General features: G+C 45.2%; 21 protein-coding genes. 7 read left to right on the top strand and 14 right to left on the bottom strand.

What is annotated here, in order from left to right; translation table 11 throughout:
• Positions 1 to 181: 181 nt before the first annotated feature.
• From WG8_RS14500 to WG8_RS14520, 5 genes are read right to left on the bottom strand one after another with little or no spacing between them, the layout of a single operon-like run.
• On the bottom strand, positions 182 to 913 hold the full coding sequence (locus tag WG8_RS14500; protein ID WP_043891162.1) for a ThuA domain-containing protein: 732 nt from the start codon (positions 911 to 913) through the stop codon (positions 182 to 184).
• 53 nt (positions 914 to 966) lie between these two features.
• Positions 967 to 1,935 (bottom strand): sugar phosphate isomerase/epimerase family protein, encoded by a 969-nt coding sequence (locus WG8_RS14505; protein WP_007430961.1) that lies wholly within the window; start codon positions 1,933 to 1,935, stop codon positions 967 to 969.
• Between the two features lie 39 nt (positions 1,936 to 1,974).
• Positions 1,975 to 3,057, bottom strand: a complete 1,083-nt coding sequence (locus WG8_RS14510) for a Gfo/Idh/MocA family protein (protein ID WP_007430962.1) — start codon at positions 3,055 to 3,057, stop codon at positions 1,975 to 1,977.
• Positions 3,050 to 3,817 (bottom strand): sugar phosphate isomerase/epimerase family protein, encoded by a 768-nt coding sequence (locus tag WG8_RS14515; protein WP_007430963.1) that lies wholly within the window; start codon positions 3,815 to 3,817, stop codon positions 3,050 to 3,052. Before WG8_RS14515 ends, WG8_RS14510 begins: the two co-directional genes overlap by 8 nt.
• An 18-nt stretch (positions 3,818 to 3,835) precedes the next feature.
• Entirely contained in the window at positions 3,836 to 4,942 is a 1,107-nt protein-coding gene (locus WG8_RS14520; protein ID WP_007430964.1) for a Gfo/Idh/MocA family protein, read from the bottom strand.
• A 165-nt stretch (positions 4,943 to 5,107) separates the two neighbouring features.
• Here WG8_RS14520 and WG8_RS14525 point away from each other — a divergent pair, with 165 nt between their 5' ends.
• The gene (locus WG8_RS14525) at positions 5,108 to 5,926 is read left to right on the top strand and encodes an AraC family transcriptional regulator (protein WP_007430965.1); all 819 of its coding nucleotides are present in this window, start codon (positions 5,108 to 5,110) and stop codon (positions 5,924 to 5,926) included.
• Between the two features lie 84 nt (positions 5,927 to 6,010).
• Here WG8_RS14525 and WG8_RS14530 read toward each other — a convergent pair whose 3' ends face one another.
• The 5 genes from WG8_RS14530 to WG8_RS14550 form a co-directional block, all read right to left on the bottom strand.
• Complete coding sequence (locus tag WG8_RS14530; RefSeq protein ID WP_007430966.1) at positions 6,011 to 7,495, bottom strand: alpha-N-arabinofuranosidase; 1,485 nt, start codon at positions 7,493 to 7,495, stop codon at positions 6,011 to 6,013.
• 281 nt (positions 7,496 to 7,776) lie between these two features.
• Positions 7,777 to 8,058: a hypothetical protein gene (locus WG8_RS14535; RefSeq protein ID WP_007430967.1), complete on the bottom strand. Its 282-nt coding sequence runs from the start codon at positions 8,056 to 8,058 to the stop codon at positions 7,777 to 7,779.
• Positions 8,059 to 8,149: 91 nt separating this feature from the next.
• Positions 8,150 to 8,470, bottom strand: coding sequence for a hypothetical protein (locus tag WG8_RS14540; RefSeq protein ID WP_007430968.1), 321 nt, complete (start codon positions 8,468 to 8,470; stop codon positions 8,150 to 8,152).
• A 79-nt stretch (positions 8,471 to 8,549) separates the two neighbouring features.
• Positions 8,550 to 9,491, bottom strand: coding sequence for a Gfo/Idh/MocA family protein (locus WG8_RS14545; RefSeq protein WP_007430969.1), 942 nt, complete (start codon positions 9,489 to 9,491; stop codon positions 8,550 to 8,552).
• 162 nt (positions 9,492 to 9,653) lie between these two features.
• Complete coding sequence (locus WG8_RS14550; RefSeq protein ID WP_007430970.1) at positions 9,654 to 10,343, bottom strand: TerC family protein; 690 nt, start codon at positions 10,341 to 10,343, stop codon at positions 9,654 to 9,656.
• 352 nt (positions 10,344 to 10,695) lie between these two features.
• On the opposite strand from WG8_RS14550, the gene WG8_RS14555 reads away from it, so the two are divergent.
• Both WG8_RS14555 and msrA read left to right on the top strand, forming a co-directional pair.
• On the top strand, positions 10,696 to 11,313 hold the full coding sequence (locus WG8_RS14555) for a TVP38/TMEM64 family protein (protein WP_007430971.1): 618 nt from the start codon (positions 10,696 to 10,698) through the stop codon (positions 11,311 to 11,313).
• 178 nt (positions 11,314 to 11,491) lie between these two features.
• Complete coding sequence (gene msrA, locus WG8_RS14560; protein WP_007430972.1) at positions 11,492 to 12,463, top strand: peptide-methionine (S)-S-oxide reductase MsrA; 972 nt, start codon at positions 11,492 to 11,494, stop codon at positions 12,461 to 12,463.
• 102 nt (positions 12,464 to 12,565) lie between these two features.
• Here the strand turns inward: msrA and WG8_RS27135 are convergent, their stop codons facing one another.
• The 4 genes from WG8_RS27135 to WG8_RS14585 form a co-directional block, all read right to left on the bottom strand.
• Positions 12,566 to 13,369, bottom strand: coding sequence for a lipid II flippase Amj family protein (locus WG8_RS27135; RefSeq protein ID WP_007430973.1), 804 nt, complete (start codon positions 13,367 to 13,369; stop codon positions 12,566 to 12,568).
• A complete protein-coding gene (locus WG8_RS29535) occupies positions 13,314 to 14,030 on the bottom strand; it encodes a tropomyosin (RefSeq protein ID WP_442950076.1) in 717 nt (238 codons plus the stop codon). The genes WG8_RS27135 and WG8_RS29535 overlap by 56 nt, the downstream gene beginning before the upstream one ends.
• A gap of 228 nt (positions 14,031 to 14,258) precedes the next feature.
• Complete coding sequence (locus tag WG8_RS14580; RefSeq protein WP_007430974.1) at positions 14,259 to 14,963, bottom strand: YitT family protein; 705 nt, start codon at positions 14,961 to 14,963, stop codon at positions 14,259 to 14,261.
• A gap of 464 nt (positions 14,964 to 15,427) precedes the next feature.
• The gene (locus WG8_RS14585; protein ID WP_007430975.1) at positions 15,428 to 16,318 is read right to left on the bottom strand and encodes a DMT family transporter; all 891 of its coding nucleotides are present in this window, start codon (positions 16,316 to 16,318) and stop codon (positions 15,428 to 15,430) included.
• 336 nt (positions 16,319 to 16,654) lie between these two features.
• On the opposite strand from WG8_RS14585, the gene WG8_RS14590 reads away from it, so the two are divergent.
• From WG8_RS14590 to WG8_RS14605, 4 genes are all read left to right on the top strand, one after another.
• Entirely contained in the window at positions 16,655 to 17,068 is a 414-nt protein-coding gene (locus WG8_RS14590) for a hypothetical protein (protein WP_007430976.1), read from the top strand.
• Positions 17,069 to 17,179: 111 nt separating this feature from the next.
• Positions 17,180 to 18,643 carry a spore germination protein gene (locus WG8_RS14595; RefSeq protein WP_007430977.1) on the top strand — a complete coding sequence of 488 codons (1,464 nt, stop codon included), beginning with the start codon at positions 17,180 to 17,182 and terminating at the stop codon, positions 18,641 to 18,643.
• On the top strand, positions 18,636 to 19,727 hold the full coding sequence (locus WG8_RS14600; RefSeq protein ID WP_007430978.1) for a GerAB/ArcD/ProY family transporter: 1,092 nt from the start codon (positions 18,636 to 18,638) through the stop codon (positions 19,725 to 19,727). The genes WG8_RS14595 and WG8_RS14600 overlap by 8 nt, the downstream gene beginning before the upstream one ends.
• The gene (locus tag WG8_RS14605; protein ID WP_007430979.1) at positions 19,724 to 20,845 is read left to right on the top strand and encodes a Ger(x)C family spore germination protein; all 1,122 of its coding nucleotides are present in this window, start codon (positions 19,724 to 19,726) and stop codon (positions 20,843 to 20,845) included. The genes WG8_RS14600 and WG8_RS14605 overlap by 4 nt, the downstream gene beginning before the upstream one ends.
• Position 20,846 lies beyond the last annotated feature (1 nt).

Consider the following 20,846-nt stretch of genomic DNA (forward strand, 5'->3'; position numbering starts at 1 on the left):
TATATCATTTTAGCATACTTTATCCCGAAAGAAAACACTTTCTTCTTAAATTAATACTTGCTCCGATAAAGTTGCCATGACCAAAGCTGATTATACAACAACAACAGCAACAGGTATATGTCTAAATCGTTAAATGAAAAGACAGGCGGAATCTCTTGGGATTCTGCCTGTCGATCTATTCTTATACCAGCACTCCACCGAGAGGTCTTATCGCCTTGCTTTTACCATATATTGGATTAATTATACCTGTCGAGCAGGCCCAACGTATGCTATTGGCAATGACCTTCAATATATCAGGCTGGTAATAGGTCGGATATGTTTCATGCCCGGGACGGAAATAAAATATTTTGCCGCTGCCTCGACGGAAAGTACATCCGGTTCTGAATACCTCGCCGCCTTCAAAGTTACTAACAAATATCAGTTCATCCGGCGTAGGAATATCAAAGAACTCGCCATACATCTCTTCATGCTCCAACAAAATTTTGGAATTTACTCCTTCTGTAATGGGGTGTGACGGATTTACGGACCAGATAATTTCCTGTTCGCCTGCTACTCTCCATTTCAGATCACAACTGGTTCCCATCAGAGCTTTGAATGGCTTGGAAAAGTGACCCGAATGCAGAACGATCAAGCCCATGCCATCCTGTACTCGTTTTACAACACGAGCTGTAACCTCATCACTTACCTGATCGTGGGCTTTATGCCCCCACCACAGCAGCACATCTGTGGAATTCAGGACTTCCTCTCCCAAACCATGCTCAGCATCATCATGCAGAGTAGCCGTTCGAATAACAAATTCCTCACCGGCCAGGCCGGCTGCCAATGCCTTGTGTATCCCGTCAGGATACACCTGTTTTGCCTCATCATTCAGCTTCTCATTCAGAAATTCATTCCAAATGGTGACGTTAATCATCCACATTTCATTCCAAATGGTGACGTTAATCATCCACATTTCCCCCTATTAGGTTAGACCCACCACATCTCGCTCAGCGGCTCTTCAATTAGAACCTGACGAAGATTGTGAACGGCCTTAGTAAAGCCTTCCTCTACGGACATCAGACCATCTTCATGCTCAATGCTTACCACATAATCGTAACCTACCAGACGGAGAGCACTGATGATATCCGCCCAGGTTTTAACATCATGTCCATAGCCGACGGTACGGAACTGCCATGCGCGATCTAGCATATTGGTATATTCCTGCATATCGGTAAGTCCGTATTTATTCACATTGATCGGATCAATCGTCGTATCCTTGGCATGAAAATGATGAATGGCTCCTGCCCGACCTAAAATTTGAACCGCCTGCACCGGATCAATGCCCTGCCACCACATATGACTCGGGTCCAGATTGGCACCAATGACCTCCCCGACTGCTTCACGCAGACGAAGCAAAGTTGCTGGCGTATGAACCGAAAAGCCCCCGTGTAGCTCCAGTCCAATTTTTACATGGTGATCTGCTGCAAATTTCCCCGCCTCACTCCAATAAGGAATAATTTTGTTCTCCCATTGCCACTTTAGCACTTCCTGAAAATCATTAGGCCACGGAGCTACCGGCCAGTTCGGATACTTCGCATCCTCATGATCACCTGGACAGCCAGAAAAAGTGTTGACAACGGGAACTTCCAGCTTTTCAGCCAATTGAACGGTTTTAAGAAACGTTTCATGATCTGCCTGAGCCAAGTGTTTTTGCGGGTGAAGAGGGTTGCCGTGGCAGCTAAGCGCACTAATCGTGAGTCCCCGGGACTCTACTGCTTTTTTGAAGTTTTTGAGCGCCGTTTCGTTGGCCAGCAGTTCATCCGGCTTGCAGTGCTTATCTCCCGGATTGCCGCCTGTACCGATTTCTACAGCATCCAGTCCTTGGGAAGCTACATAATCTAGCGCTTCCTCCAGTGAGCGTCCGCCGAACAACACCATAAATACTCCAAGTTTCAAAAGAAATCCCTCCCTGTATCATATGTGAAAAAAGCGACTTTAATCAAAATAAACCGCCTTCCCCGTACGTGCCGATTCATAAATGGCTTCCAGAATTTCAGTGACAACCAGTGCCTGTTCCGGCTTCACAAGCGGCTCTTTATCGTCCAGAATGGATTCGATCCACAGACGGGCTTCCCGGTCTGCCTCATTTTCCGTTTCTCCTGAGTAAAAGGCCACACCGCCCGCATCCAGATCTATTTTCGTATCAAACAAGCGGCTATTCTTTTCTCCGTTAATGCGCAATCCATCCTGCATATCGGCTCCGCCTTCCGTTCCGCATAGCAGTGTCTTGGCTTCGCCAAATTCTACAACGTTTAATGCCCAGCTGGATTCCAGTACGATCGTAGCTCCATTTTGCATTGTAATAAAACCAAAAGCAGAATCCTCCACCTTAAATTCCTCAGGATTCCAAGGTCCAAAGGCATTCGCCGCATTTTTACGATCCCCCAGCTTATGGAAGGTTGATCCCATTACGCTTTTAGGCTTGTAATTATCCATCAGCCAGAGTGTCAAATCGAGTGCATGTGTACCAATATCAATAAGTGGGCCACCGCCCTGCTTCTCTTCATCCAAGAATACTCCCCATGTCGGAACCGCGCGTCGACGCAGAGCGATTGCTTTGCCCAGATAAATTTCACCAAGCTCTCCCTGCTCGACCAATTGCTTCAGATACAAACTATCATCGCGATAACGGTTCTGATACGCAATGGACAGCTTTTTACCTGTACGGTTGGCCGCAGCAAGCATTTCCCGTGCCTGCTCGGCCGTTTTGGCCATCGGCTTTTCACACAGCACATGCTTGCCTGCCTCAAGTGCGGCGACCGTGATTTCGGAGTGTGAGTCGTTGGGCGTACATACATGTACAACTTCAATGTCTTTATTTTCAAGCAGCTTACGGTAATCACTGTAAACTTGAGAGCCTTTAGCACCAAACTTTGCTGCGGCCTCCTCAGCGCGTCCCGGAATGATGTCACAAAAAGCAATGATCTCTGCACGCTTTTGCTTGGCAAGACTCGGCAAATGCTTGCCGTTGGCAATCCCCCCACAACCAATAATCCCGACTTTGAGTGTTTTAGACATGAATATTTCCTCCCTGAGCTGCGTAGTGTTGGAGCCACTTAAAGCTAGTTTCAATGCTTTCGATTGGAGGATTTGAGCTGAAATCCTGTTCCACCACAATCCAATCCACGCCTGCCTGAATAGCGGCGTCCGTAATAGCCTGAAGCTGTACTTCTCCTTGGCCAAGCTCTACGGTAACTGCTTTTTGCTGTTCGTCACGTGCCATATCCTTTAAGTGAATGATAGGCAGGCGACCCCGATAACGTCCGATGTATTCCACAGGATCATAGCCTCCATAGTATACCCAACAAGTATCCATTTCGACCTGTAACAAATCAGCGGGAACTGCATCATATATAGCATCAAATACCGGACGATCATTAATTTTCTCCGTCATTTCAAAATCATGATTATGATAAGCCAAAATCAGGCCCTGTTCCTTCACCTTTTCACCAATACGATTCAGATTGGCAAAAAGTTCATCCCACTGGCGCTGTTCGTCGGTTAAATAAGGAACGATCAGGTACTTATTGCCCAATTCCTTGTGGTATGCAATCTCTTCATCCAAATGATCCAGCAAGCGAGTATATGGCACGTGAGTTCCGACAACTTCCAGCTTCAGTTCATCCAAAAGCGCTTTGACATCCTTGGCACTGCGTCCGAAAAAGGTATGGAATTCTACCCCTTTATAGCCAAGCTCAGCGACCTTGCGCAACGTACCTTCAAAATCCTGTTCAAGATCTTCCCTTACTGTGTACAATTGCAATCCTACTTTTGCCATTGCCCTTCACCTCTTCTATTAGGATGGATGTACCGTTATATCTGTTCCTTCATACAAATCCTCGTCCGGCTCAAACGTGCTCTCCAGCATAATATGCTTTCCTTCCAATGAGGAACGTTGAAAAGCATGCATGGCTTCCAACACATGGTAGGCTAGCTCCGCATTGGCACGGTGGTTCTTTTCACTGCGAATGGCTCTCACCATCTCGCCTGCACCTATTCCACGCTCGTTTTTTCCACATTCAAAAAGAGGCTTCAACACCTCCACGTTTTCCTCTCCAGGTCGACGAAGCTTAACATCACCGTTAAAAAAGTTAGGGTCCGGTAGATTCAAAGTCCCTTTTGTTCCGTAAATTTCGATACGCGGCAGCTCGGAAGCTCCCTGAATATCAAAGCTGGTGATCAGTGTTACGATAGCACCGTTATGAAAATCCAGGGTCCCGGCCAGATGCGTTGGTGTCTCCACTTGCAGTGGTGTGCCGCTTTTGGGACCGGAATGTATATAACGTTCCGGAATCTGAATCCCTACAGATCCACTAATTCGCCGAATCGGCCCAAGCAGGTGGATCAGCGAGGTCAAATAGTAAGGCCCCATGTCAAACATCGGCCCACCTCCAGCGGCATAGAAAAACTCCGGATTCTCATGCCACCACTCTGGGCCCCTGCCCATTAAAAAGGCCGTAGCAGCTACTGGCTGACCAATGATTCCGGTCTGTATGGCATGGCGTGCAGTCTGAATGCCCGCGCCGAGAAATGTATCCGGAGCACAGCCGACACGGAGGTTTTTTGCTTTGGCTACATCCAGAATGCGTCTGCCGTCCTCCAAAGATACCGCCAAAGGCTTTTCACTGTACACGTGCTTGCCTGCCTCCAGTATCGCCACATCTGTCAGTGCATGGCTGCCAGGCACAGTAAGATTAAATACAAGCTCAATCTCAGGCTGACGCAGCAACTCATCCACTTTGTATGCGTTTTCAATGTTGAATTCATCGGCCTTCGCCCTGGCCCTTTCCTCTAGCAGGTCAGCGACAGCTACCACCTCAATAAGCGGACTGTTTTGCAGATTTTCAAGATATACCGTACTAATGTTACCACAACCGATGATCCCGGCCTTCATTCGTTCCACATCGTCACACTCCTTGGCCTCCAACATGTACTTTGTGATCTAGCATGTAAGCTTTACAGTTCACATGGTATTCTATTTCGGTTTCGTTTAAAATGAATAATATGATTAAAACATGAACAATCTGGTCAATATTTGAAACAGCTAATTGCCCAAAGGAGTCATCATATGTCCATCGTCGAGTCTTGTCAGGTTCTTACCGCAGGCTATTCCTTTCATCGTAAACCCTTTTATTCGAACCAGCCTGATGGGATTAAAAATTATTTATTTCGACTGCAAACAGACGGACGCTGCCAGGCCCGCATTAATGGAAAAATGACACGAATTGAGGCGGGAGACCTGTTGCTGTTTAGTCCAACTGAGCCCTATGAGCTGGATATTCACAATGAGTTGAATTCCATAGGTGAACAGATCGTGGAAAGCGGAGATTACCACATCTTTTTCGGTGGCGCTTGGGTAGATGAGTGGTGGAATCACCACAAACGGCCTAACCGAATCAAGGTTCAGCTCACAGAAGCCCTGCTCGGCCTATTTCGCCAGCTAGTGATGGAACAGCGTCGTATTTCTAATCCTTACCCGGAAATTTCAAGCTATTACATACGCATTTTATGTTTGGAGTTCGACCGTATGCTGTCCGAGCATCCTATTGCTACACATCATAATTACCTGGCTTATCAGATTAAAAATTATATTGAGGAAAATGCATCCTCCAACTTCAAACTGGATGACGTTTCTTCACATGTCGGCATCAGCGTATCCCGAGCCGTGCATTTGTTCAAGGAAACATTCGATACAAGCATTATGCAGTACACGCTGGACATCAGGCTCAACATGGCGAGGGAGCGAATCATTTTCAGTCCTATGTCACTGGAACAAGCCGCAGAATCGTCCGGATTTGCAAACTATACGTATTTTCACCGTGTATTCCGTTCCCGCTTTGGCATGTCTCCCAAGGAGTTCAGAGTGATTCACCGCGAGCAATTATAAATAAAAGAGAGCGTTCGCTGAACGCTCTCTTTGTCAAACTAAATGATAAAGCGAGTACTGCTTTACATACCACAGCCTGGATTGTTACGGAGCAATCGCCAGCATCACTACCGACATCGGCGGCAATACAACATCCAAACGCTGACCCTGCTGCTGGAAGGACGTAAAAGCTGCCTTTTTTACGCGCTCCGGCTGGTCAAACGTATTATGTTTCTGCATTTCATCGCTGACAAGGACAACTCCACTGATCTCCTTAACCTCTTCCAGTCCTCTCAGCTCCAGATTTAAATTTGCAGACTCGCCCGGATGGACATTGCACAAGCTAATATGAATATAGCCATCCTGTGCCTTGGAAGCGGACACACTTACTTGCGGGATGGAATCTCCATCGTATTCATAATTGCCTAGCTTGGTATGAGTAGCGAGTGCTTGTGCATCCTGATGCACCTTGAACATTTCAAATACATGATATGTCGGCGTCAACAGCATAGCTGGCCCTTCGGTCAGAACCATCGCCTGCAAAACATTGACCATTTGGGCAATATTCGTCATCTGCACACGGTCATGGTGGTTATGGAAAATGTGCAGGTGCAGTCCAGCTACAAGCGCATCGCGCATCGTATTTTGCTGATACAGAAAGCCCGGATTCGTACCCGGCTCGGTCAGGAACCAGGTTCCCCATTCATCGACGATCAATCCGACCCGCTTATCAGGATCATATTGGTCCATAATGGCAGAATGGCGGGTAATCAATTCGTCCATGTGCAATGATTTTTTCATCGTCTCAAACCATTCCGCTTCATCAAAACCGAGTGCTTGCCGTTTCGCTTCCCAAGTACCAGGGACCGTGTAATTGTGCAGACTCAAACCGTCCATAAGATGTCCGGCTTCTCGCATCAGCACTTCGGTCCAACGGTAATCATCCACATTTGCCCCGCCTGCAATCCGATAAATGCGGTTATCGCCATAGTTACGAACATAGGTCTGATAACGGCGATACAGATCGGCATAATATTCCGGACGCATGTTGCCGCCACACCCCCAGTTTTCGTTCCCCACGCCAAAATATTTGAGCTTCCACGGTTTCTCACGACCGTTTTCCTGACGCCATGCAGCCATAGGTGATTCCCCATCAAAGGTCATATACTCTACCCATTCCGACATTTCCTGCACTGTACCACTGCCTACATTTCCACATATATAAGGCTCTGCATTTAACAGCTCACACAACTGGAAAAACTCATGTGTACCAAAATGATTATTTTCAACCACACCACCCCAGTGCGTATTTACCATTCTCTTGCGATTTTCTTTCGGTCCGACACCGTCTTTCCAATGATATTCATCAGCAAAACAGCCCCCTGGCCAACGCAGCACAGGAATATTCAGCCTTTTAAGCGCTTCTACCACATCATTGCGAATTCCGTCCGTGTTCGGAATCGGAGATTCCTGGCCAACCCATAAGCCTTCATAAATACATCTTCCAAGATGCTCGGCAAATTGCCCGTAGATATTCTTGTTAATAACGCCTTGTTCCCAATCGGTATTTACAATAATGGAACCCTTCACAACAAGCCCTCCCCTAAAATATAAAAATCCCTGCCTCATCCGTACAAATGATTACGCTTTCAAAATAACGAAAATGTAGCTCTTTCTGCCGAGCTTTTTGCTAACCTAACCTTTGTGTTTTCATCAAGTCCAGCTAGCATTTGATTAATAAAAACATTAATAATTAAACAAAATCATTTTACACGTTTAATATATTTTATTGTCTACTATTTGTCAATCTTAAGCAAAAAGGTTCAGTCAAACCAAAAAGCCTGCCATTAAGGCAGACTACGATGGGGGTATTATGAGGACGCTCCTTGCCAGCGTGAACCACTATAACTGGGACAGTTATGCGTGGCTGCCAAGGCACGTACACGGACAATGCTTCCGCTAATGCCACATGTATGCCCAGCCATTAAGTCTTCGCATTGTGAGCAGGCCAACAGTCTGGCCTCATACACTTCATCGTTCACACATTCCACTTTGGGTCTCATGTTATTTAGAATTCTGGTAATTTGTTCCTCAGATATCGTGATGTCTCTTTCGCAGCCCTTACAGGTGCTTGGTACCGTTACATCTTTCATCGTCAGTTTACCCTCCCTATAACAAGATCCTAATTCAAGCAGTTGATTCTATGCTATCGTTATTATAGCATTTCCTTTATTCTGGCTAGCCCTATTTTCGTTCCTGCGGAAGCTGGGCAGCCGCCTCAGCTACGACCATCGCCAAGTCCTCGTTTCCGAACATGGATAGCACTCCCAATACCGTATCGAGCGGAATATCGCCCGCTTCTTCACGCGATACAGTCAGCTTGCGTACTCGTAGCAGACGCTCGTTGCTATCTTGCTGTGGATACGCTGCACGATATAATTCCTCCGGCTCCAGTCCATGATTGATGCACCATTGCGCAAACACCAGAATCATCATGTCCTCTTCCTGCTTGTAATTTTCGATAATGGCTTCTTCTAGCTGTTTACCACGGTTATCCTCTACCATTTATTCATTTCTCCTTCAACCTATTTCCTGATGTCTGGGTTCGTCATGATCGCTGTCTTCCATTCAATAAGCTTTGGTCTTAGTCATTCAGATGATTGACCAGTTCGTCTGCCAGCATATGGCTTTCCAGCACCTTTCCAGCACTTATAGCGCACTCCTCTGGACGATGAATATGCTCCAGAAAATGGTTCACGACTCCGCTGAATCCCCGTCTTTCCAATATCGTGTCCCAGCTTCCGAAAACTTGCGTTAGTGGCAGCTTGCTTTTTTCCGTGAAAACAGCCTGTTCCATATTGGTTACTTCAGCAGATCGACCTGCCCCATGCAGCTCCAGCCTCTCTATGTCAGCTCCTGCCTGTCTGCTCATGCTATAGCTGCCGAAGGCATTTCCCAAACGTACGGAACCAAACGAAGCTTCCATATACCCTTCATTCGTCGTCGTCAGTTTACTGTGCAACAGCTCATAATGATCGCCGCCCAGCCATAATAGCAAATCAAGCATATGAATCAAATCATCATAGACCGTTTGTTCAGCAGGTCTCCGATCATACCCCGTTCGGTGTTTAATAGCTGCACATTGACTGAAGCCGCCCGCTGCCTCCAGCCAAGCTTTAGCAGCTACATAATGCGGAGCAAAACGTCGGTTAAAGCCTACCGCCAGCAGCACGGCTTGTGCCTCCGCAAACGCGGTCATCTCCACACTTTGACGAATATCATAGGACAACGGTTTATCTACATACACCGCAATTCCTTTTTCAATACACACCATAACCAGATCAAAATGAGCTTCCGTCGCTGCATGTATAAATACAGCTTCCGGCTCCCACGCCAGCATCTCCTTTACATCTGTCGTTCCTCTCGGCAACCTGTATTGCTCCATGATAGAATTAACCGGCTCTTGCGAACGGTTCATGACACCTATAATGTCTACACCTTCGTGTGCAGTCAGCAATGGCAAATACACCTTGCGAGCAATACCTCCCAGCCCTGCAATAGCCACTCTTGTTTTCTGCTTGTTCATACTGTCATCACCTCTAATTACTCATTCATCTGTTGTCTAGTTTACATGGAAGTCTGCTGACAAGCAAAGAAAAAAGAGACTGCTCCGGTCCAGTTGGACTTAACGGAACAGCCTCTATGTAAGAATGCTCTGCTTAAGCTGCAATGACTTAAAAAGGCTTGCTTAGGCGTGAAGCGCTTGTTTTTTTGTTTTCTCCGATTTTATTTTTTTAACGCGCAGCCCAATGGCTACAACCAGAACCACAATCAGAGCTTCAAAACCGTATTTAACGACCCCATTTGCAAACCACTGTGCAATTAACGGCTCAGCCACCACCATTTTGGCAGCGGTATAGGCTAATACAGCAGCTCCAATCGTAATGACGACCGGATAACGTTCAGTCAGTTTCAAGATAATCGTACTTCCCCATACCATGATTGGAACGGAGATCGCCAGACCAAGAATTACAAGCAGCATATCACCATGAGCCGCTCCCGCGACAGCAAGTACATTGTCGAGTCCCATCATTGTATCCGCAATAATAATGGTGCGAATCGCTGCCCACATTTGATTGGTTGCTGAAATTTCGTGCTTCTTTTCTTCCACCAGCAGCTTGTAGGCGATATAGATGAGTGCAAGTCCCCCGATCAATCGCAAGCCATAAATTTGCAGTAAAAACGTGACTAATACCGTAGCAATCACACGAATGATGACTGCGCCGACCGTCCCCCAAATAATAACCTTCTTTTGGTTGGCCTTGTCAACATTGCGAGCTGCCAGGCCAATTACGATCGCATTATCTCCAGCTAGCACCAGATCAATGATAATGATGGACAATAATGCGGTAAAAAACTCAATTGAGAAAAAATCCATACGTTCCTCCCACCTTCTTTATTTATTTGTTATACTTGTACATAGTTCAGCGCTTTATACTAAAAAAGCGCCGCTTCACGGAAATCCGGAAATGGCGCTTGACCCAAATTTAGCATCAAAAAAAGACCATTTACCCGGATTCCGAAAATCCTGGCAAAGGTCTCGCTTACAACATAACGTTGCCAATAAAGCCGGGGATTTATGATCCCGTAATGACGACTTTACTCGTTGAGCTACTCCCCTTTGGGAACTATTCTGTTAGTGGCAGTATAACACACATTATTGGGAATGTGAACCCTATTTTTTCCGTATAAGCGATAAGCCAAACAGAAATAATGAAAGAGGTATGTAAATGAAAAAATGGCTATTCGCCGCTGCTTATGTTTCGCTGCTCTGCATCGCGTTTATCTACAGATATGATTGGCTTGCTTGGGCAAATAAGCAAACCTCCTTCCCGGCTCTGCTGCTAATTGCATTTTTATTCGCGTTAATTCCGTTCGTGCCTTACAAGCTGATTATCGCTTCCATTGCTTATGCGGCAGGTGCCTGGCAAGGCGCTTTGATCTGCTGGCTTGGCACTACCTTGGCTGCACTGGTCGTTTATGGTGCGGTACGTACCCTGTTCCGCGACAAAGGACGGGCATATCTGGAGCGGTTTCCCGCGTTAGAACGCTTGAACCAGGTCATGGAGCGGAAGCCTTTTACCGCTGTGCTACTGGCTCGCCTGATTCCGGTCATCCCGCAGGCGGCTGTAAATGTATACGCCGGAGTAACGGGGTTTCCGTTTTGGAGCTTTCTGCTAGGGACTGCTATTGGCAAACTGCCCGCAATTGCCGTATACGCTTATGCAGGCGGCACCATTGCGGAACATCCGATCACCGGCGTGCTCATTTTGCTGTTGTATACTGTGCTGCTGGGCGGCTGCTTTGTACTGTATCGAAAAAGACTCCAACGTACCAATAGAACATAACGTTGTGGTTTTTTCCCCGAATCTGTTGGGTTGTAGAACTATAATTTTGAGGAAGAGATCGTTGCGAAACCGATCAGCTTGTGATGGTTCGTTGGATTTTGCGAAAATGTCATATATAATTTAATTGTAAGCTATTTAAATATCAACTAATTAACAAACTCAGATTGGAGTGACGAATATGAGCACCAACAATCCAGACACAGTGGAAAAGGCAACTTTTGCAGGCGGCTGCTTCTGGTGCATGGTTTCCCCTTTCGAGGAATTGCCCGGTATTTTAAAGGTTAGATCCGGCTATACAGGAGGACATACAGAAAACCCCACCTATGAAGAGGTATGCTCTGAAACTACGGGACATGTGGAAGCGGTACAGATTACATTTGATCCACAAGTTTTTCCGTATGAAAAACTGTTGGAGCTTTTCTGGCAACAGATTGACCCGACAGATGAAGGAGGACAATTCCATGATAGAGGCTCGTCTTACCAAACGGCTATTTTCTATCATAATGAAGAACAGCGAATCCAAGCAGAAGCCTCTAAAGAAGCCCTGGCTCAAAGTGGACGCTTCGACAAGCCCATTGCTACACCCATCCTGCCTGCGGCAACTTTTTATGAAGCTGAAGAATATCATCAGGACTATCACAAGAAGAATCCCGCTCATTACAAACGCTACCGCAAAGGCTCAGGCCGCGAGGACTTTATCGAGCAGAATTGGTCCAACAAGATTGATAAATCTGATCTTAGAGATCGGCTGACCCCTATCCAATACGAAGTAACACAAAAAAACGCGACTGAGCGCCCTTTTCAAAATGAATTTTGGAATCATGAGGGTGAAGGTATTTACGTGGATATCGTATCCGGAGAGCCTTTGTTCAGCTCGCTGGACAAATATGATGCGGGCTGCGGTTGGCCCAGCTTTACCCGCCCCCTGCGCAGCTACAGCATCAAAGAAAAGACCGATCTCAGCCATTTTATGATCCGTACCGAGGTCCGTAGCCGTGAAGCGGACTCTCATTTGGGGCATGTATTTGACGATGGTCCAGGTCCAGAGGGACTCCGCTATTGCATCAATTCCGCCGCACTCCGCTTTGTTCCTCTAGAGGACTTGGAGCGTGAGGGGTATGGAGCCTATAAGTCATTATTTGAAAAGTAAGTGAACCACATAAAGCATATATGCCTCTTAGGCTGGCCCAAAGCATCTTTAACGGATGACCTCGGGTCAGCCTTTTTTCGATGTACAGCACATCATTGCACCTCAGCCCATAACCCATCCAAGCCAAATGGCCAGCGGTACCAGTAGCAACTGTGCAAGCAAGGTACCTGCCAATCGCGAAATGATCATCCAGCCGTACATACTGTTCATCCGATGTAAAGGCAGTTCTCCACGCAACGTTTTTTCCGACAAAACGGCCAATCGAGGATCAACTAACAGGGTCAATAGTACCGTTGCCACGCCATTGATTAGACCTGATGACATGGACATTGCTGTACTTTGAGCGGGCCACAGGAACGATGCGTACAAGGCAGATACCACCCCGGTCGTATAAATTGCGGTAACCGTCATATTCAGAACAATGAGACGCTTGGGTATTACTCCACTCAACAGTGAGGTGAGCATGGACCAGGTAGGACGCTTTATATAGTAGCCCGCATACTTCCAGCGATTTCGCAGCATGAAATGACGCACCATAGCCGGAATAGACCCAGTATGCTCCAAGTGTACAATCCATCTGGCTGACATACGCACAACCGTCGGATACAGCAAGATAGCGAACATTGTTCCAACGGTTGCGGCCAATAACACTCCATGCATATGTAACTCCAATCCGACATCCGCTCCGCCCATCCGTGCCGCGGCTTTGGCCTGATCGACCATTCCTCCCAGCAAAGGTCCCTGCGCCATATTAGAGGTACGTGAAACCAACAGCAGCATCCCCGCTACGGTTAACGCCAGTCCGATACGACGCGCCCGCAAGCCTCCAAGACGTAGGGCGTAAGACAAGCTATCCGTAGTATGTATGATGATGGTAAGTAGAAAAACAACCCCCCAGGCAAACAAATGCTCCACCCCTTTTCTGGTATTCTGTATTCTGTATTCTGTATTCTGTATTCTGTATTCTGTATTCTGTATTCTGTATTCTGTATTCTGTATTCTGTATTCTGTATTCTGTATTCTGTATTCTGTATTCTGTATTCTGTATTCTGTATTCTGTATTCTGTATTCTGTATTCTGTATTCTGTATTCTGTATTCTGTATTCTGTATTCTGTATTCTGTATTCTGTATTCTGTATTCTGTATTCTGTATTCTGTATTCTGTATTCTGTATTCTGTATTCTGTATTCTGTATTCTGTATTCTGTATTCTGTATTCTGTATTCTGTATTCTGTATTCTGTATTCTGTATTCTGTATTCTGTATTCTGTATTCTGTATTCTGTATTCTGTATTCTGTATTCTGTATTCTGTATTCTGTATTCTGTATTCTGTATTCTGTATTCTGTATTCTGTATTCTGTATTCTGTATTCTGTATTCTGTATTCTGTATTCTGTATTCTGTATTCTGTATTCTGTATTCTGTATTCTGTATTCTGTATTCTGTATTCTGTATTCTGTATTCTGTATTCTGTATTCTGTATTCTGTATTCTGTATTCTGTATTCTGTATTCTGTATTCTGTATTCTGTATTCTGCACATCATTATACGCTTTTTCTCAAAATACATTTTACAATATTTTTATTTCATTTTTTTGTTTACACTGCTAACGCACTACTTCGTGACGGTTATAAAGAAGGACGCTCCATTGCCATTACAACTTCTCAAGCCAAGGAATGGAACGATCACCATCATTCTGGACGCATTCAGTCTGCCCAGAAGCCTTTCTGGCAGAGCTTAGATACAGCGAAAGGGTGTTACGTAAGAAGATTTCTCTCCTAACGTAACACCCTTTCCTTATTGACGAAGGCTGTGGACGACCGGCACGGTTTTGGCAACTACCTTTTGGGCTGGAACAGCCGCAGGCAGTACTTTTTTCACAGGTCGGTGCAGTTGGAATGTTGTCGTCCATGTAATTATTTTTCCGGCAAGCCACACAGCCAGTATTGTAAACATTGTTTCCTTCACAGGTAGATACAATAGTGATAATCCTAATACGATAATGTCACTGACAATAAACACATTGCCGATTTTCCATCCGCGCCACTCACTGATCAGCAGGGACAAAATGTCATCGCCCCCGGTTGCTCCACCGAATCGCAGTACGATTCCGGCTCCCAACCCAGTCAGTACTCCACAAAGCAAAGCCGCTATTAGCAAGTTGCCGTGCAGATCTATAACCAGCGTCGAATATTTTTCAAATCCTGCATAAAACAGGGAAAAGCCGACTGCTCCGATCAATGCCAGCAGCATGAATCTTCTGCCCTTCAACACCCATGCCAGAATGATGACAGGAATATCCAGCAACAGCATACTCCACGCCGGAGATATGCCAAAGGCGTAATGTCCCAGCAGGGCCAGGCCCGCAAATCCGCCTTCTGACAAATGATTTTGAGCATTAATGTGATAGTACGTAAAAGCTAAAATGCATGTTCCGAGCAGCATGACAACAATCTGCCTTAGTGCTCCATTGTTCACGATAGATTCGTAAGTTTTCCTCATACAGGCTCCCTCGGTTTCTCGTAAGTTTAATGTGGATGAGCCCACTCTTACGGAAGCTACCGGGTAAAATGTGCCTTGAGGACTTGGTCCTTCGCATGTACAATCCCCTCTTCCGCAGAGTTGGCTTTCGCAACTTGACGTTACTCCGCGGAAAAGCTAAGTATAAGACAGATCAAATCGTTTCCAAATCGTCCTTTGGGGAAGTATCCTTCGGGGACACATGGTATCCTGATCCTTTCTTTTGTGGAATAAAACTCCGACATTTCTGTGGTACTTGTATTTCTATAAATTATTATACCACACCTTACCACTTGCTAAAAAGCTTGCTTTTTATGGCTGCACCATATTTTTTATGGTATGTGCGAGCATGCTTTATTGTATGTGCGAATTACAGCATTATACCGAAGGTTTGGCGAATGCACATAAAATATACTCCCGCGTATTTCTACCCGTTTACAGCGCTATTATCCAGCTAATTTGATTGTTCTACGCTGATTGGCCATAAATACACCTCCCAGGATAAGAACGAGTCCGGCAAGAACATTCCAGCCAATATGCTCATTCAGCAGCAAAAATCCCCATACAATAGCGCTCACTGGTACAAAATAAGTCACCGAAGCAGCAAATTCTGCACTTCCTCGCAATATCATATAGTTGAACAAAATATACGCTACTCCTGATCCCAGAACCCCTAGTCCTACGAGGGAACCAAACACACCGGGAACAAAAACAATCGACAAATCAGGTCTCTCTACAATTGTCATCATGATACCACCCCCAACTGCCGCACCAAACAGTGTCGCAAAGGTAGCCTGATACATGGACAGATTGGAGAGAAAACGTTTGGACAGCTGCGTTCCAAATCCGTAGCAGAGAGTCGCAAGCAGCATACATCCAAAACCTACAGGATCAACTGAAATAATGGATGCAGGATTAATGCCCAGTAAAATAATGATCCCTACAAAAGCGAGACACATTCCCAGCCACTGTAGGCGATGAAATATAGCTCCGAAAAGGACAAGCCCCACCAGCATGGTCCAAATGGGCGTTGTAGCATTCAATACCGAAGCCATGCTGCTAGCTATTCTGGTCTCACTAAAACCGATCAAAGTCCATGGTAAAACCATGTTGACCAAAGCTACCAGAATAACGGACTTCCACGGAATGCTTTTGATTTTAAACGGTATGCGCATAAACAGCATCAACAAGACAATAAAAACAAATCCGAAGCTGGAACGGAGAAAAACGATGGTCCACGGTCCTACTTGATGCAGCAACAACACTTTAATAAACAGAAACGAACCACCCCAAATAAGACTCAGTAGCAATAATGCTGCATACAACGAACGTGACAATATGTATACCCTCTTTCTCTACCTTCTTATGATAAATAATAGCAACTGACCGCAATCAGTAACGATCTCTCCTTTTATGTAAGTTTTTTAAGCATTAGCTTAACATAAATCCCGTTTCACTGTCACCGGCGATCCAAGCAAAAAATTCTGTGTATTGACACCCCGATTAGTGCTTCAAACCAGGTATAAAACTATAAAATTTGCTTTCCTGCTGCTTTTCCAATAATTGATGATTGCTTACATAACAGAAAAATTCCTATGATGAGGTATAAAGAGAACATTTGTTCTGTACACTTATTATATATTGTATTCCTACTCCGAGTAAAGGAGATTTTTATGACAAACAAAAAGCTGCATGACAACAAGAGTAAAGCCCCTCAACCTTCCGAAAAAGATGCGGCGTTGATCAAGATCTGTGTACTTTTAACCCTTGTGCTGGATGTTTTGGAGCGGGACATTCGTATTCTGGGCACCTCTCCTTTAAAAATGCCCGATCTGTACGTTCGTAGCCTGACTGAAGTACAACAGCGCGTTGCAGTTCAATTAGCAGAGACGAAGGCCCAAATGAAAAGACAAGGGATTAAAATATATAGTGAAATCCGAAATCATGAAGGTGTAGAGGTTTTGTATATGTGCCGCGGTTATCAAAAGCGGTTTTTCATGCTTTCCTCCTTTGCCCGCAGTGAGGTCAGACGGAAACTGGGACATTATCTGGGAATTGATCTGACCCAAGATGATGTTCCCTTGTAATCTCGTCTACAGTCCAATAGATGCGAGACATGGATAATTCACCAGATCGTGGATAAATCCAATCCATTTGGCGCACATTATACCTATCTCATCCAAAAAGGAGGTGCTCTCTTGACAAGACATGACGCAGCTTTCTTTGAATTAAACAGCAATGTTTCCTTTATAGAGCAAGCACTTTTTTATACGGATGATTTACAAAAACAAGCGATTTCCGTTGACGGTAAAGATAGTATGCTTCTCTATATTGATTCGCTCGTGGATCAGGAGATGATTCAGACGCATATCCTGAGTGCTTTATACGAGAAGACCGACACAAGCTCCCATCAAATGTTCACTACCCTGAGCAACCAAAAGGATACTAACCTCCAAAATGCCATTGATTCGCTTATTCAAGGATATTGCATTTTTATGATAGATGGCACGGAAGAGTTTTATATCCTTTCTACCGAAAAAACATACACTCGTAGTACGGATGAACCGGAAAACGAGGGGATTATTCGCGGACCCCACAACGGATTTATTGAGCAGCTATCCATCAATCTCAATCTAATTCGCAAACAAATTGTCAACCCGTTGCTGGTTGTACGTTATTTTTATGTCGGATCTAAAACGCGAACTAAAATTGCTATCGTCTATGTTCAGGACCTGGCTAATCCCGAGCTGGTGGAGGAAGTGAAAACGAGAATTAAAGCGATCTCCTCGGATATGGTACTCCCTCCCGGTTTTATTCAAGAGTTTACGGAGGACAATCCTTTCTCCCTGTTTCCTCAACATCTCAGCACAGAACGGCCGGACCGGGTAACTGCTAATCTAATGGAGGGGCGGGTAGCGATTTTGGCTGAAGGCAGCCCTACCGCTTTAATTGCTCCCGTCTCTTTTTTTGCATTCTACCAAAGTCCTGATGATTATCATGGCCGCTGGATTATCAGTTCATTTCTAAGAATGATTCGAATGGTAAGCTTTCTGATCGCTTTTACGCTGCCTGCCGTTTACATAGCAACGATAACTTTTCATTCAGCTATTTTACCGCTAGAGCTGGCGCACACCATCAAAAAATCACTGGCGAACATCCCCTTTCCAGCTATTGTCGAGGCCATGCTGCTTGAATTGATCTTTGAGGTGCTGCGGGAAGCAGGGGTTCGTCTACCCAGTCGGGTCGGTCAAACGATTGGTATCGTTGGCGGTTTGGTCATAGGAGATGCTATCGTTCGGACAGGTCTCGTGTCATATACGATGATTATCGTCGTCTCGTTAACAGCCATTTCTTCCTTTTTGGTGCCTTCTCATGAAATGAGCTCAGCTGTCCGTATTCTCCGTTTTCCGATGATGATTGCTGCGGCCTTGTTCGGATATATCGGCATTGCTTTTGGTTTGCTTATTCTCACCATTCACCTTGGCAAGCTGGAGACGTTTGGTACGCCCTACTTTGCTCCTTTGGCACCTTTCCGGCTTCGCGATATGAAGGATGTTTTTATCCGCTTTCCCATATGGGCACTTCATCAGCGGCCATATGATTCCAAAGCCCAAAAATTGAAGCAACAGAACGACTCTAGGAGCTGGAAACGACATGAATAAAGAAAGTACTATTACACGGAATCAACTGTTTCTTTTGATTATCAAGTTTGAAATTGGCGTAGACATTTTATCACTCCCCTATCAAATGCGCCTTTCATCCAAAGGAGGGGGCTTGATATCTGTCCTTATTGGCGGCTTTCTGACCCAGCTTATCATTTTGCTGTGCTGGCTCTTGCTAAGGCGATTCCCCTCTTCCTCTATATATCAGATATTAACCCAGCTTACCGGCTCCTGGATTGGCAAAATACTGACTGCCACTTACATTGCTTTCTATCTGCTTATGGGCACCTCGGTGCTTGCAAGCGCTTATGACGTTATCAACCGCTGGATGCTACAATTTACTCCCCGGTGGGCTATACTGACACTGTTTTTGTTCAGTAGCATCTATCTGGTTCGGGAAAATTTGAGGACAATTACACGGGTACTTGTGTTAATCTCATTTCTGATTTTGCCAATGATGCTATTGATCAGCTATGGCATAAAGGAATCCAACCCACTTTATCTGCTACCACTAACTGAGGCGGGATGGCCACGTATTATTGTCGGTTCAAAAGAAACACTGATGGCGATGTTTGGTTTTGAGTTTATCCTCGTCGTCTTTCCTATGATCGAGGGCAAAAGTATGGACAAGCTCAAGTCAATTCTAGCAGCTAACACGACTGTGGTCTTGTTGTATTGTTTCACCGTGTTCATCTGTGCAACTGTATTTAGTCCGCAGCAGCTTGATATAATGCCGGAGCCGATCATATATTTGCTCAGGTCAATTCCGCTGGGAACGATGGATCGGGTCGACTTTATTTTCCTGCCGATTTGGCTCATTTCGATCTTTGGCGCCATAAGCGCCTACTATTATGCTGCGTCTTACGGAATAAGCTACCTACTCAAGCAAAAAAGTCACAAAAAAGCAGTTCCCTTTGTTGTGCTCGCCTCATGTATAATTGCTTATTGGCCCCAACAAAGAGAAGATTTTGAGCTCATTAGTTCCATAGCGAATAATTCCGCTTATATTTTCCTGATTGTGCTCCCTTTTCTACTGCTGATCTTGTCTTATATTTTCAAAAAAAAGGAGGAACCCGAAACATGAAAAAAAGGAGCAGAGCGCTTGGAATGCTGGCTCTACTCATTTTTACGACGGGTTGCTGGGATCAGGACAGCTTGAGGGATGCCAGATTGGCAAATGCAACAGCTTATGATTTTACTCCTGAAGGTATGCTGAAGCAAACGCTGGAAATCGTAGATGACTCTCAAGGCAATCAAGGTAAAAGCACCAATGAAATTCATTCAGGCACCGGAAATTCTCTCCGACAGAGTACAGACAAAATCCGGGCTAAAGTAACCGGGGATATCCGCTATTTCAAATACGGAGTTATTTTGTACTCTGAAAGCGTGGCCCGAAAAGATTTATATCCCTATCTGGATGTGATGTATCGGGAGCCTGACCATCCAACATCCCATGTCAAGATAGCTATTGTAGATGGGCTAGCTGGAGAAATCATAGAACAAAAAAGCATAGGCAGCCTTTTGATTGGTGAATTTATAGCCAAAAAAATCAGGAGCCTCGAGGAGATGTGTGTTTTCCCTGAAATGACGTTGGAGACATTACTCCCCCCAATGCTTGATCCAGGTCAAGATTTCGCACTTCCCTATCTTTCCAAAGAAGGAGAAGATGTTATAGCCCGTGGAATTGCCTTATTTCACGGGCAACGCTTCACCGGAAACCTGGACACTGAGCAAGGAGCATTATACGTCCTGATGACTGGGAAATGGAAAAAAACAGCTCGTTTTGTAAAAAGAATACATTCTGGACCTGCCAGCGATGTGCAAAACTTTATTACGTATCAGACCAATAATCAGAACGTCAAGCGCCACCTTGCAGTGAAGGTTCAGCGAGATGGTCAGATTGATGTGAATCTCAGTTTGAAACTACCTGTCACAATTGTTGAATATGCACGAGACCATCTTCAAGATAAAGCTAATGTACATCGTCTGAATGATCAGCTTTCCGAGATCATGACCAAGGATGCAGAAGAAATTATTCGCACACTTCAAAAAAGCGGATGTGATGCCTTTGGCATAGGCAGACAGTTGATTGCCCACCATCCAGCCGTATGGAAAAGTGTGGATTGGAATAAAGAGTACCCTAATGTCCGTTTTCATACGCAGGTCACTGTCGACATTGTCGGGAACGGCATTTTAAACTAGA

Origin of the sequence: Paenibacillus sp. Aloe-11 (assembly GCF_000245715.1) — a bacterium.
In the GTDB taxonomy this organism is placed as follows: domain Bacteria; phylum Bacillota; class Bacilli; order Paenibacillales; family Paenibacillaceae; genus Paenibacillus; species Paenibacillus kribbensis.